Annotated in this window: 9 protein-coding genes; 7 read left to right on the plus strand and 2 right to left on the minus strand. The window is 69.9% G+C overall.

Features of this window, described 5'->3' with window-relative positions; translation table 11 throughout:
- Positions 1-56: 56 nt before the first annotated feature.
- The 5 genes from OG788_RS33380 to OG788_RS33400 all read left to right on the plus strand — a co-directional run bounded on the left by OG788_RS33380 (position 57) and on the right by OG788_RS33400 (position 7,208).
- Entirely contained in the window at positions 57-1,157 is a 1,101-nt protein-coding gene (locus OG788_RS33380; RefSeq protein WP_351535870.1) for a substrate-binding domain-containing protein, read from the plus strand.
- Between the two features lie 179 nt (positions 1,158-1,336).
- Positions 1,337-2,125, plus strand: coding sequence for an ATP-binding cassette domain-containing protein (locus OG788_RS33385; protein WP_351535741.1), 789 nt, complete (start codon positions 1,337-1,339; stop codon positions 2,123-2,125).
- A complete protein-coding gene (locus OG788_RS33390; RefSeq protein ID WP_406374851.1) occupies positions 2,122-3,411 on the plus strand; it encodes a sugar ABC transporter permease in 1,290 nt (429 codons plus the stop codon). Before OG788_RS33385 ends, OG788_RS33390 begins: the two co-directional genes overlap by 4 nt.
- A 194-nt stretch (positions 3,412-3,605) precedes the next feature.
- Positions 3,606-5,537: a 1-deoxy-D-xylulose-5-phosphate synthase gene (gene dxs, locus OG788_RS33395; protein WP_356749188.1), complete on the plus strand. Its 1,932-nt coding sequence runs from the start codon at positions 3,606-3,608 to the stop codon at positions 5,535-5,537.
- A 147-nt stretch (positions 5,538-5,684) separates the two neighbouring features.
- The gene (locus OG788_RS33400) at positions 5,685-7,208 is read left to right on the plus strand and encodes an amino acid permease (protein WP_406374852.1); all 1,524 of its coding nucleotides are present in this window, start codon (positions 5,685-5,687) and stop codon (positions 7,206-7,208) included.
- 168 nt (positions 7,209-7,376) lie between these two features.
- Here the strand turns inward: OG788_RS33400 and OG788_RS33405 are convergent, their stop codons facing one another.
- Both OG788_RS33405 and OG788_RS33410 read right to left on the minus strand, forming a co-directional pair.
- Entirely contained in the window at positions 7,377-7,751 is a 375-nt protein-coding gene (locus tag OG788_RS33405; protein WP_406374853.1) for an NTP pyrophosphohydrolase, read from the minus strand.
- 4 nt (positions 7,752-7,755) lie between these two features.
- The gene (locus OG788_RS33410) at positions 7,756-8,688 is read right to left on the minus strand and encodes a hypothetical protein (RefSeq protein ID WP_406374854.1); all 933 of its coding nucleotides are present in this window, start codon (positions 8,686-8,688) and stop codon (positions 7,756-7,758) included.
- A gap of 65 nt (positions 8,689-8,753) precedes the next feature.
- Between OG788_RS33410 and OG788_RS33415 the strand changes: the two genes are divergently transcribed.
- Both OG788_RS33415 and OG788_RS33420 read left to right on the plus strand, forming a co-directional pair.
- Positions 8,754-9,980: a CapA family protein gene (locus tag OG788_RS33415; RefSeq protein WP_406374855.1), complete on the plus strand. Its 1,227-nt coding sequence runs from the start codon at positions 8,754-8,756 to the stop codon at positions 9,978-9,980.
- Between the two features lie 432 nt (positions 9,981-10,412).
- Entirely contained in the window at positions 10,413-12,674 is a 2,262-nt protein-coding gene (locus OG788_RS33420; RefSeq protein ID WP_406374856.1) for a cache and HAMP domain-containing protein, read from the plus strand.
- Positions 12,675-12,676 lie beyond the last annotated feature (2 nt).

Below are 12,676 nucleotides of genomic sequence, written 5' to 3' on the forward strand. Positions count from 1 at the left end.
CCACCTCGGCCGCAACGACGCGGCCTCGTCAGGGAGGTTTCAAAGTGAACACGCAGATGCGTCGTGCCGCCGTTGCCGTTGCCGCTGGTGCGATGGCCGTTTCTCTCGCCGCTTGTGGCAGCGCCAAGGAGTCGGGTGGCGACAGCGACAGCTCCGCCAGCTCCGCCAAGAAGGGCGACGCGATCAAGGTCGGTCTGCTCCTTCCGGAGAACCAGACGGCCCGCTACGAGAAGTTCGACAAGCCGCTGATCGAGAAGAAGATCAGCGAGCTCACGAACGGCAAGGGCAAGGTCGTCTACGCCAACGCCAAGCAGGACGCGAGCACGCAGAACCAGCAGGTCGACACCATGATCACCAACAAGGTGGACGTGCTGATCGTCGACGCTGTGGACGCGGCCGCCATCAAGAGCTCGGTCCAGAAGGCCAAGGACGCCGGCATCCCGGTCGTGGCCTACGACCGCCTCGCGCAGGGCCCGATCTCGGCCTACACCTCGTTCGACAACAAGACTGTCGGCAAGACGCAGGGTGAGGCGCTCCTCACCGCCCTCGGCTCCAAGGCCAAGGACGGCAAGATCGTCATGATGAACGGTTCGGTCACCGACCCGAACGCCGCTCAGTTCAAGGCCGGCGCCCACGAGGTGCTCGACGGCAAGGTGAACGTCGGCAAGGAGTACGACACCAAGGAGTGGAAGCCGGAGAACGCCAACGCCAACATGGAGGCGGCGATCTCGGCTCTCGGCAAGAAGAACATCATCGGTGTCTACTCCGCGAACGACGGCATGGCCGGCGGTATCATCACCGCGCTGAAGGCCGCCGGCCTCAAGGTACCCGTCACGGGCCAGGACGCCGAGCTCGCCGGTGTGCAGCGCATCCTCGCGGGTGAGCAGTTCATGAGCGTCTACAAGCCCTACGCCCCGGAGGCCGACGCGGCCGCGGAGCTGGCCGTCGCGCTCGCCCAGGGCAAGTCGCTCGACACCGTCGCCAAGGACAAGGTCGACAGCCCGACCGACAAGCAGATCCCGTCCCTGCTGGTCCCCGTCACCTCGCTGACGAAGGACAACATCAAGGACACTGTCGTCAAGGACGGCCTGTACACGGTCAACGACATCTGCACCCCGGCGTACGCCGCCGCCTGCAAGAAGGCCGGCCTGCAGTAAACAACCGCGAGTAGCCAAACGCGTACGGGAATTCGATACTGAATTCCCGTACGTGACTCGCGTGAACGAAACTCCTCCGGCGCCCCGCATCCAACAGCCCCGCAAGCTAAGCGGGGCGCCGGACGGAACCCCACCGCAAACTTCTGCACAACCTCCCGCCGGGTCAGGCGGCGAAGGAGATGGTTCACGTGTCCGCTACGCCTGTTCTGGCGTTGCGCGGGGTCTCCAAGCGATTCGGTGCCGTCCAGGCGCTCACCGATGTAGAGCTTGAGGTCCACGCCGGTGAAGTGGTCGCCCTGGTGGGCGACAACGGCGCCGGAAAGTCCACGCTGGTCAAGACGATTGCCGGCGTGCACCCCATCGATGAGGGCGTCATCGAGTGGGACGGCAAGTCCGTCCAGATCAACCGCCCGCACGACGCCCAGAACCTGGGCATCGCGACGGTCTACCAGGACCTCGCGCTCTGCGACAACATCGATGTCGTCGGGAACCTCTACCTGGGCCGCGAGCTGAAGAAGCGCGGTGTCCTGGACGAGGTCGAGATGGAGCGCCGCTCCCGCGAACTGCTGGACACGCTGTCGATCCGCATCCCCAGCGTCCGCATCCCGATCGCCTCGCTCTCCGGCGGTCAGCGCCAGACCGTGGCGATCGCCCGTTCGATGCTCGGTGAGCCCAAGCTCGTCATCCTCGACGAGCCCACCGCGGCACTCGGCGTCGAGCAGACCGCCCAGGTCCTCGACCTGGTCGAGCGTCTGCGCGAGCGGGGCCACGCCGTGATCCTCATCAGCCACAACATGGCTGACGTCAAGGCCGTGGCCGACAAGGTCGCCGTGCTGCGTCTCGGACGCAACAACGGCATCTTCGAGGTCAAGTCGACCTCCCAGGAAGAGATCATTTCCGCCATCACGGGCGCCACGGAGAACGCCGTGACCCGTCGTGCGGCGCGCAGCGGGGAGGCTCAGAAGTGAGCATCGACAAGACTTCTGAGACCGGGGACCACGTAGTGGAGAACCCCGAGGCGGCCGCCCACGCGGTCACCGCCGTCGACCCGCGCCTGCTCGTCCGCGAGCAGGGCTTCGCCGGTTACGTCAGCGAGTTCAAGCGCAAGCTGAAGTCCGGCGACCTGGGTTCCATCCCGGTCGTCATCGGCCTGATCGTCATCTGGGCGATCTTCGCGAGCCTGAACGAGAACTTCCTCACCGCCGGCAACCTCTCCGACATCTCCGTCGCCATGGTCGGCACGGGCATGATCGCGGTCGGCATCGTCTTCGTGCTGCTGCTCGGTGAGATCGACCTGTCGGTCGGTTCGCTCTCCGGTCTGGCCGGCGCCACGTTCGCCGTGCTCAGCGTCACGCACGGCATGAACGAGTGGCTGGCGTTCGTCCTGGCCATCCTCACCGGCACGGTCGCCGGTGCGATCCAGGGCTTCGTCTTCGCGCGCATCGGTGTGCCGGCCTTCGCCGTCACCCTGGCGGGTCTGCTGTTCTGGAACGGCTTGATGCTCCAGATCCTCGGCAGCAACGGCACCATCAACCTGGACAGCGAGGGCGTCGTCGCCAAGCTGACCAGCTACTACTTCACCGATGTGGCCGCCGCCTACGTGCTCGCGATCGTCGTGACCGCCGGGTTCTTCGCCAGCTCCTACCTCGGCAACAAGCGCCGCGAGGCGGCCGGTGTGCCGTCCCGCCCGCTGAGCGAGACCATCGCGCGCACGGTGCTGCTGGGCATCCTCACCTTCGCGGTGGGGATCATGTACAACCAGTACAAGGGTCTGCCGCTCGCCGTGGTGATCTTCCTCGCGGTCCTGCTGGTCACGGACTTCATCCTGCGCCGTACCTCGTTCGGCCGGAAGATCTTCGCGCTCGGTGGCAGCGTCGAGGCCTCCCGTCGTGCCGGTATCAACGTCGAGATGATCCGGATCTCGGTCTTCGCGATCTCCGGCACCTTCGCCGCGCTCGGCGGTCTGTTCATCGCCTCGAAGATCGCCTCCGCCAACCAGGGCGCGGGCGCCGGTGACCTCCTGATGAACGCCATCGCGGCGGCCGTCATCGGTGGCACCAGCCTCTTCGGTGGCCGTGGCCGCACCTGGAACGCCCTCCTGGGTGTTCTGGTGATCGTCTCGATCCAGTACGGCCTGGCCCTGCAGGGCATCGCCTCGCCGGTCCAGTACATGATCACCGGTGGTGTGCTTCTCGCCACGGTCGTCATCGACGCCGTCACCCGCAAGACCCAGAAGACGGCGGGTCGCGCGTAGGGTCCTCACCCTCACAGGCACTGTGCCCGGCGCCAATGGCGGCGCCGGGCACAGTCATGTCCGGACGCGAACGCGTGTTCCCGTCCGGTTGCGCCGATCGTGTGGCGTACAACGCCGGGGCCGGACCGCGCCCGCAAAGGCGGAACATTAGACTCGACCAAGCCCGGCAACAGCTCTACTGCAAGGAGGCACGGGTGCCGCTGCTGACCCGCATCAGGGGACCGCGCGATCTGGACCGGCTCAGCCTGGAGCAGCTGGACCAGCTGGCCGGCGAGATCAGGACCTTCCTCGTCGACGCGGTCTCCAAGACCGGCGGCCACCTCGGCCCCAACCTCGGTGTCGTGGAACTGACCATCGCCCTGCACCGCGTCTTCGAGTCGCCCAAGGACAGGGTGCTGTGGGACACGGGCCACCAGTCCTACGTCCACAAGCTGCTCACCGGCCGCCAGGACTTCTCCCGGCTGAAGATGAAGGGCGGCCTGTCCGGCTACCCCTCGCAGGCCGAGTCCGAGCACGACATCATCGAGAACTCGCACGCCTCCACGGTCCTCGGCTGGGCCGACGGCCTGTCGAAGGCGAACGAGGTCCTCGGCAGGAACGACCACGTGGTCGCCGTCATCGGTGACGGCGCGCTCACCGGCGGCATGGCCTGGGAGGCGCTGAACAACATCGCCGACGCCAAGGACCGCCCGCTGATCATCGTCGTCAACGACAACGAGCGTTCGTACGCGCCGACCATCGGCGGCCTCGCGAACCATCTGGCGACCCTGCGCACCACCGACGGCTACGAGCGCTTCCTGGCCCGCGGCAAGGACCTCCTGGAGCGAACCCCGGTCGTGGGCAAGCCTCTCTACGAGACCCTGCACGGCGCGAAGAAGGGCCTGAAGGACTTCATCGCCCCGCAGGGCATGTTCGAGGACCTCGGCCTGAAGTACGTCGGCCCGATCGACGGCCACGACATCGAGGCCCTCGAGTCGGCTCTCGCCCGCGCCAAGCGCTTCGGCGGCCCGGTCATCGTGCACTGCCTCACCGAGAAGGGCCGCGGCTACCAGCCCGCCCTCCAGGACGAGGCGGACCGCTTCCACGCCGTCGGCAAGATCCACCCGGACACGGGCCTGCCGATCGCCTCCTCCGGCGCCGACTGGACCTCCGTCTTCGGCGAGGAGATGGTCGAGCTCGGCAAGGAGCGCGAGGACATCGTCGCGATCACCGCCGCGATGCTCCAGCCGGTCGGCCTCGACCGGTTCGCCAAGGCCTTCCCCAAACGGGTGTACGACGTCGGTATCGCCGAGCAGCACGCCGCGGTCTCCGCGGCGGGCCTCGCCACCGGCGGACTGCACCCCGTGTTCGCCGTCTACGCGACCTTCCTCAACCGCGCCTTCGACCAGGTCCTGATGGACGTGGCCCTGCACAAGTGCGGCGTCACCTTCGTCCTGGACCGCGCGGGCGTCACCGGCACCGACGGCGCCTCGCACAACGGCATGTGGGACATGTCCATCCTCCAGGTCGTCCCGGGCCTCAGGCTCGCGGCGCCGCGCGACGCCGACCAGGTCCGTGCCCAGCTGCGCGAGGCCGTCGACGTGAAGGACGCGCCCACCGTGGTGCGCTTCTCCAAGGGCGCGGTCGGCCCGGCCGTCCCCGCCGTGGGCCGGATCGGCGGGATGGACGTCCTGCGGGCGCCCGGCACCGACGCGCCCGACGTGCTGCTGGTCTCCGTCGGCGCGCTCGCCCCGATGTGCCTGGAGATCGCCGCTCTCCTCGACCGGCAGGGCATCTCCACCACCGTCGTCGACCCGCGCTGGGTCAAGCCGGTCGACGAGGCCATGGCCCCGCTCGCCGAGCAGCACCGCGTGGTCGTCACCGTCGAGGACAACTCCCGGGTCGGCGGTGTCGGGTCGGCGGTCGCGCAGGCCCTGCGCGACGCGGGCGTCGACGTACCGCTGCGCGACTTCGGCATCCCGCCGCGCTTCCTCGACCACGCCTCGCGCGCCGAGGTCATGGCGGAGATCGGCCTGACCGCGCCGGACATCGCCCGGCAGGTGACGGGACTGGTGGCCAAGCTCGACGGCCGCTACGAGCGCACCGCCGTGCAGGCCGTGGACGCGGTGGAGCCCGCGCGCGACTGACGTACCGCGGCTGGGCCGAAGGGCCGGTTTCAGCACCCTGTACGGGTGGTGAAACCGGCCCATTTGCGTGAACCGGGCCGCGTCGGGGGATACGTGCTACCTGCCCTCTCGATCATGTCGAGGACGACAAGCGTGGGAGGTACGTCCGTGAGCAACACCCTCTTCAGAACGAAGAAGGTCGAACAATCGATCTTGGATACTGAGGAGCCGGAGCACGCGCTCAAAAAGACGCTGTCCGCTCTGGACCTCACCGTGTTCGGAGTCGGTGTCATCATCGGCACCGGCATCTTCGTCCTCACCGGCAAAGTGGCCAAGGAGAACGCGGGGCCGGGGGTCTCGCTGGCCTTCGTCGCCGCGGGCGTCGCCTGCGCGCTGGCGGCCCTGTGCTACGCGGAGTTCGCCTCCACGGTCCCGGTCGCGGGGTCCGCGTACACGTTCTCCTACGCGTCCCTCGGCGAGCTGCCCGCCTGGATCATCGGCTGGGACCTGGTCCTGGAGTTCGCGCTCGGCACGGCGGTGGTGGCCGTCGGCTGGTCGGGCTATGTGCGCTCGCTGATGGACAACGCGGGCTGGCACATGCCGGAGGCGCTCAGCGGGCGCGAGGGGGCGGACGGGTTCGGTTTCGACATCCTCGCCGCCGCGCTGGTGCTGGTGCTCACCGCCATCCTCGTCATCGGCGTGAAGCTCTCCGCCCGGATCACCACGCTGGTCGTCGCGATCAAGGTCACGGTCGTCCTGATCGTGATCATCGCGGGCGCCTTCTTCATCGAGGGCAAGAACTACTCGCCGTTCATCCCCAAGGCGCAGGCCGTGGAGGCGGGCAGTGGCATCAAGTCGCCGCTGATCCAGCTGATGTTCGGCTGGGCGCCGACCAACTTCGGCGTGATGGGCATCTTCACCGCGGCGTCCGTCGTGTTCTTCGCCTTCATCGGCTTCGACGTGGTCGCCACGGCCGCCGAGGAGACGAAGAACCCGCAGCGCGACATGCCGCGCGGCATCCTCGGCTCGCTGATCATCTGCACCACGCTCTACGTCCTCGTGTCGATCGTGGTCACGGGCATGCAGCACTACAGCCAGCTGTCCATCGACGCCCCGCTCGCCGACGCGTTCAAGGCCACGGGGCACCCCTGGTACGCGGGCGTCATCAGCTTCGGCGCCGCCGTCGGGCTGACCACGGTCTGCATGATCCTGCTGCTCGGCCAGACCCGTGTGTTCTTCGCGATGAGCCGCGACGGACTGCTGCCGCGCTTCTTCTCCCGCGTGCACCCGAGGTTCCGCACCCCGCACCGGCCGACCATCCTGCTCGGTGTGATCATCGCGATCCTCGCGGGCTTCACCAGCCTCAGCGAGCTGGCCGAACTGGTCAACATCGGCACGCTCTTCGCCTTCATCGTGGTCGCCGTCGGCGTCGTCGTGCTCCGCCACACCCGCCCCGACCTGCCCCGCTCCTTCCGCACCCCGTGGGTGCCGTGGGTGCCGATCCTGTCGGTCCTCGCGACGCTGTGGCTGATGCTGAACCTGCCCGCGGAGACCTGGCTGCGGTTCGCGATCTGGATGGTGATCGGCGTCGTCGTGTACTTCCTGTACGGGCGCTCCCACAGCCGCCTGGGCCGGCACGAGGAGACGACGCTGGGCGAGGCGGAGGGCCCGCCCGGTGGCCCCGGCCGCTAGCCGGTCCGCTCTGCCCTCGGGCCCCGTACGTCCCGCTCCGACGGTGACGGCGGGGCCCTTCGGCGTTCCCGGGCCCGGTCGAGGTCCGCACAGGCCCGGACGAAGTCCTCGCGGGGCCGCCGGGTACGAGGGGCCGTGGAGCGGTGCGGTGCGCGCCGACCGGCGGGGTCAGGGGCGGGGGCGTACCGTGCGCGGCCCGGTGACCTCCGCGCCCAGTTCGCCGACCCGGCGCCGCAGTTCGCGGTCGGCCGTGACGACCAGACGGGTGCGGCCGGCGGCCTCGGCCACCAGCTCCACCATGCGGTCGTCGCCGCTGCCCGGCGCCTCGTCGACACGGACCCCGGGGACGGAAGCCACCCCGCGCGCCGCGCCCTCCACCACCAGGACGATCTCCAGGGGGCCCGGGTGGCCGGGCAGGCCCCGCTCGGCGAAGTCCGCCAGCCGGTCCCTGAGCCGCTCGGCGGCGCCGCGGCGGTCGCGCCACCAGCCGTCCGGCACGGACCCCACCACGTTGGCGCCGTCCACGATGAGCAGAGTCGTCATGCCCTCACTCTGCCGGAACATCCTCGGCCCAGCGGCGTGTGACGACGGACACGGCCTCGGCCACCCGGGCAGCCTTCCGGGCGTCCGAGCGCGGCCCCGGGGCGAACTCCACATGGAGGAACGGAACCCTCTTCTCGGCGGCCCAGCGCCCCTGCACGTTGTCCCGGCCGGCGAGCGGGCAGGAGCGGACCCAGGCCCGGCACACGGCGAAGTCCTTGGCGCCGAGCGCGTCGGCGAGCCGGCGGCCGGCGGGGCGGCCCGCCGTTCCGGCACCCGCCGAGGCGATCACGTCGTAGCGCGGGGCGGACTCCTGGGCGAAGCCGTGCAGCTGGATGCCGGCGACACGGCGCCGGACGAGTTCGGAGCAGACCGCGTGGAAGACCGTGTCGCGGCGGTGCGCCACGTCCGCGGCATCCCCCTCGCCGGATTTGCGATGTGCTCCGGCAACGACCAGGAGGCCGCCTGGCGAGGCTCTCAGAACGCGTACGCCCAGCAGTTCCGTGTGCTGGTCCGCGACCGGATGGGGCACCTGAACCGACCAGCGGACGGGGTGGTCCAGGCCGATGAAGACGCGGCCCCAGCCGCGCGGCGAGGGCCCCTGGTCGACATGGTCGTACACCTCTGCGAATTGTCGGCCGGTGGCGCTGTCGACCAGGGTGCGCACGGCGAAGTCGACCTCCGCGAGCCGCTGTTCGGCCTGCTCTCGGTGGTGGTCGAGGAGGAGTCCCACTCCGTCGGCGACCGTCTGCCGCTCGGCGCGGGAGGGGGGCCGGAAGGTGCCGTCGGGTGCGAACCGGTCGGTGTACGCCGCGACGGAGCGGGCCAGGTCGACGGACGGCGGGCCGTCCCCGGGGCGGCCGGAGGCCGACTCCCCGCCGGTGTCGCGGGTGTCGCGCAGGACCACCGTTCCCCAACAGGCGAGAGCGGTGATGAGCAAGAGAAGTGTTGCGATCGTTATCGTTCTGGAGCGGTTTGCCCTCATGGTTGTATCAAGATATCTCGGTGACCAGACGTCGTAACCGCCGCACCTTGCCCACCCTCCTGGCCCCGCTCACCCTCGTCGCCGCACTGTCGGGGTGCGGCCTCGTCGGAGGGGACGGGGACTCCGACTCCACGTCGAAGGGGGGCGGACGTTCGTTCACCGTAGCCGCGGCCGGCGACATTCTGATCCATCCTCAGCTCATCGAGCAGGCGACGGCTGATGCCAAGGAGACCGGCCGGGGGGTCGACGGTCTGGACTTCGGTCCGCTCATGGCCGGGATCAAGCCGGTGATCAGCAAGGCGGACCTGGGGATCTGTCACATGGAGCCGGTGATGGGCAAGCCGAAGGGCCCCTTCGAGAGCTACCCCAACTTCCTCATACCGCCGCAGATAGCCGGGACCATCAAGGACATCGGTTACGACACCTGCTCGACCGCCTCCAACCACTCGATCGACCACGGCTACGCCGGTGTGAAGCGCACCCTCGACACCCTGGACTCCGCGGGCCTCAAGCACACGGGCTCCTTCCGCACCGAGAAGGACGCGCTCACCCCGTTGATCATGGACGTCAAGGGTGTGAAGGTCGCGCAGATCTCCTTCGCCTTCGGCTTCAACGCCCACGAGCTGCCCAAGGACAAGCCGTGGCTGGTCAACCAGAACGACCTGGGCCGGATCAGGACGGCCGAGAAGCGGGCCCGCTCGGCCGGCGCCGAGGTCGTGATCCTCTCCATCCACTGGGGCCGTGAGCACCACCCCAATCCGTCGACCCCGCAGCTCAAGTTCGCCCGGCAGCTGGCCCGGGAGACCGGTATCGACCTGGTCATCGGGCACCACGCGCATGTCGTGCAGCCGATGGAGAAGGTCGACGGCACCTGGATCGTGTACGGCCTCGGCAACCAGGTCGCGCGCCACGACGTGCCGACGGGACTCACCGAGGAGGGCGTGATCGGCTGGTTCACCTTCACCGAGCACGGCGGCAAGTGGGACGTCGAGGCCCGCTACGAGCCGACCCTCGTGGAGATTCCGCCGGACCCCGAGGCGACCGAGGACGGCACCCCGGCCGAGCCGGCGAAGGGTGACGTCAAGAACTACCGGCTGGTGGACGTCGCGGCGGAGCTCAAGCGCGACGATCTGAGCGACCAGGAGCGGTCCCGTCTCCGGCTGGCCTTCGAGCGGACCGAGGGCACCATGCTCAACCGCGGAGCGGCGAAGGACGGCCTCAAGCCCCTCACGGAGCTGCCGGGCTGAGGCCGACCGGCGCGAGGATCCGTGCCCGGCCCGCCCCGGGCCGGGCACTGCCCTTGTCGCGGGCCGTGAGCCGACGTCCGGGTCCGCCCGTGCCGGCGCCGCCGGCCGGCCGGGCGCGGGTACGCAGCCCGCGCCGCCGGAGCGGTGACGGACACCGGCCGAACCGGAATCGATCGGTCCTGCCCGAACATGCCCATCCGAAACGTTGTTGTTGCTCAGATCACTTTTAATCTGTGCAACTTCCTGACGCCTTCGCCGGTCTGACACGCGCAGAGACTCAATTTTCCCTTCTGTGCCCCTGTGTCACGCCCGCACCCGCACCCGCAAGCAGGCCGCTTCCGCACACGCCTGCCCGTACAACCGCTTGAGAGGACCTGTCCGTTGGCGCCATCGCCCCCGGCGCGGCAGCACCGTGCTCGCCGCAGAGCTGATATGTCGCTGCTTGGCGGCATACGACCGCCCATAGCGGTCCTGTCGGCCCTCCTCCTCTCGCTCGCGGCCGTCACGGCGCTCGTGCTCGGTCCGGCCGGTGACACCAGCCTGCCCAAGGCCGTCCAGACGTCCCAGCAGCACTTCGCGGAGGACGGCGCGATCGCCCTGCGGGCCTCCATCGACGAGTCGGTGACCGACCTCGACCGCTCCGCCGCCCTGTTCAGCGCGGGCGCGCCGGTCTCCGGCGACACCGTGCTCGACAAACTGGGCAACACGTACCAGAAGTGGATGGGCACGGCGGTCATCGAGATCCGGTCGGGCAAGCTCGTCGCGACCCGCGGCGAGACCGTCCCGCTGACCTCCCTCGACCGGTCCACGCTCAGCGACGAGGGCGGGCTCGCGCCCCGCATGGTGCGCCTGGAGAACGGCGAGGTCCGGCTGCTGTCCTTCGCGCTGCTGTCCTGGCCGGGCAAGCCGCAGCTGCTTCTCGTCGCCTCCAACAGCCTCAAGTTCCCCGGCATCAGCCTCGGCCAGTTCCGCTCCATCGCGGTCGTGGACCGCTCCGGGGCGATCCTCAGCAGCGACGGCATCCCCGAGCCCGAGCAGGTCCTCACCGACCTCCAGCGCGAAGAGGTCGCCGCGTCCAACAAGCAGCTCAAGTCCTTCGCGAAGACGGCGGCGAGCAAGGCCGGGGAGCACCCGCTCAGCACCAAGGAGCCCGGCTCCGGCGGCTACCTGGGCGTGAGCGGCAGCCTGCTCGGCGGCACGTTCCTCAGCGACCGGTCCGTCGCCGGCTACGCCACGCTCTCCGCGCCGCAGCCCGGCGAGACCACCACCGCGACCGCCCTCGGCCTCACCGTGGTCGCCATGGTGAAGGTCGCCGAGGACCCCACCCGTTCCACCTCCCCCGTCTTCGGGCTGCTCGCCGGCGGCGCCCTCCTGGTCATCGGCGGCATCGCCGTCGCCGTGCTGCTCGGTACGGTGCAGCGGCCGCTCATCCGGCTCTTCCTGGAGTCGCGCCGCCTCACCCGCGGCGACCTGGCACGCCCGGTGAGCGTCCCCGGCTACGGCGAGGCCCGCCGGATCGGCACGGCCCTGGAAGGGCTGCGCGGCCAGCTGCTCGGCGAAGGCGCGGAGCGGAGCGAGGCCGCGCCCCGCCCGCGCGGCCCGCGCCGCATCGGAACCCGCGGACTGCTCGCCGTCTGCGCGGTCCTGCTGCTCGCCTGGTCGGCCCCGCTGCTGCTCATCCTGAACCGGGCCGACGGCACCGTCGTCGTACCGCAGCAGCTCGTGAACGACCAGCGCGAACGCACCGACACGCTCACCGACCGGGTGCGCCGCGCGCTCAACGAGGGCGAGGCCGACCTCCAGTCCGTGGCCACGCTGATCGGCGACCGCACCACCCCGGACGACATGACCAAGGTGCTGGACCGCACGCTCAACCAGCACCTGCGCTACCAGTCGCTCTACGTCGTCGACGCCTCCGGCGACGTGGTCGCCCAGGTCGGCGACAAGCCCCGAGAGGCGCGGCCCAAGCCCGCCACCGCCGACCCCATCCAGCTGCTCGGCCAGGGAGGCAAGAAGCCGCTCGTGGTCGGCACCGCGGAGATCCCCGGCCGCGACGGGTCCGCGCTGGTCGGTGAGTTCCGGCTCGACTTCCTCAACTCGGTGCTCAAGCGCCCGGGCCTCGGGGTCGTACGCCTCGTCGACGACCAGGGCAAGGTCATCGCGGGAAACACCGGCTACCTCGCCTTCCAGTCGCTGCCCAACCAGCGCCTGAAGGACCTGGTCTTCGCGGCCGGGCAGAAGGTCGGCAAGTCCGCGCACGCCGCCGGTGTCCTCTACCGCGAGGACGGCGTGCAGATCGCCGCCGCGGCCCCCTTCGTGGGAGGCGGCCCCGCCAAGCAGCTCGGCTGGACCGTCGTCAGCTGGCAGCCCGCGGACCGGCTCGCCATCCCCGAGTACGACGTGCAGCACCGCACGGTGCTCGCCGGACTGCTGGGTGCCGCCGCGGCGGCCGCCTGCCTCGGCTGGATGCACATCGTGGTGGCCCGGCCGCTGCGCGCCCTGGCCGGCCAGGCCGAGGCGCTGGCCGGCGGCGACCGCAAGACCGTCCTGTTCCCGCGCAACCACGACGAGGTCGGCGCGGTCACCCGCTCCCTGGAACTCGTCCGCCAGCAGCTCCAGGAACAGCGCAGACAACAGCCGTCCCCGCGCCGGAGCGCACCCGGCACCGCGCCCCAGCAGCACGTAAGGAACTGATC

It is taken from the genome of Streptomyces sp. NBC_00647, assembly GCF_045207245.1.
Lineage (GTDB): Bacteria > Actinomycetota > Actinomycetes > Streptomycetales > Streptomycetaceae > Streptomyces.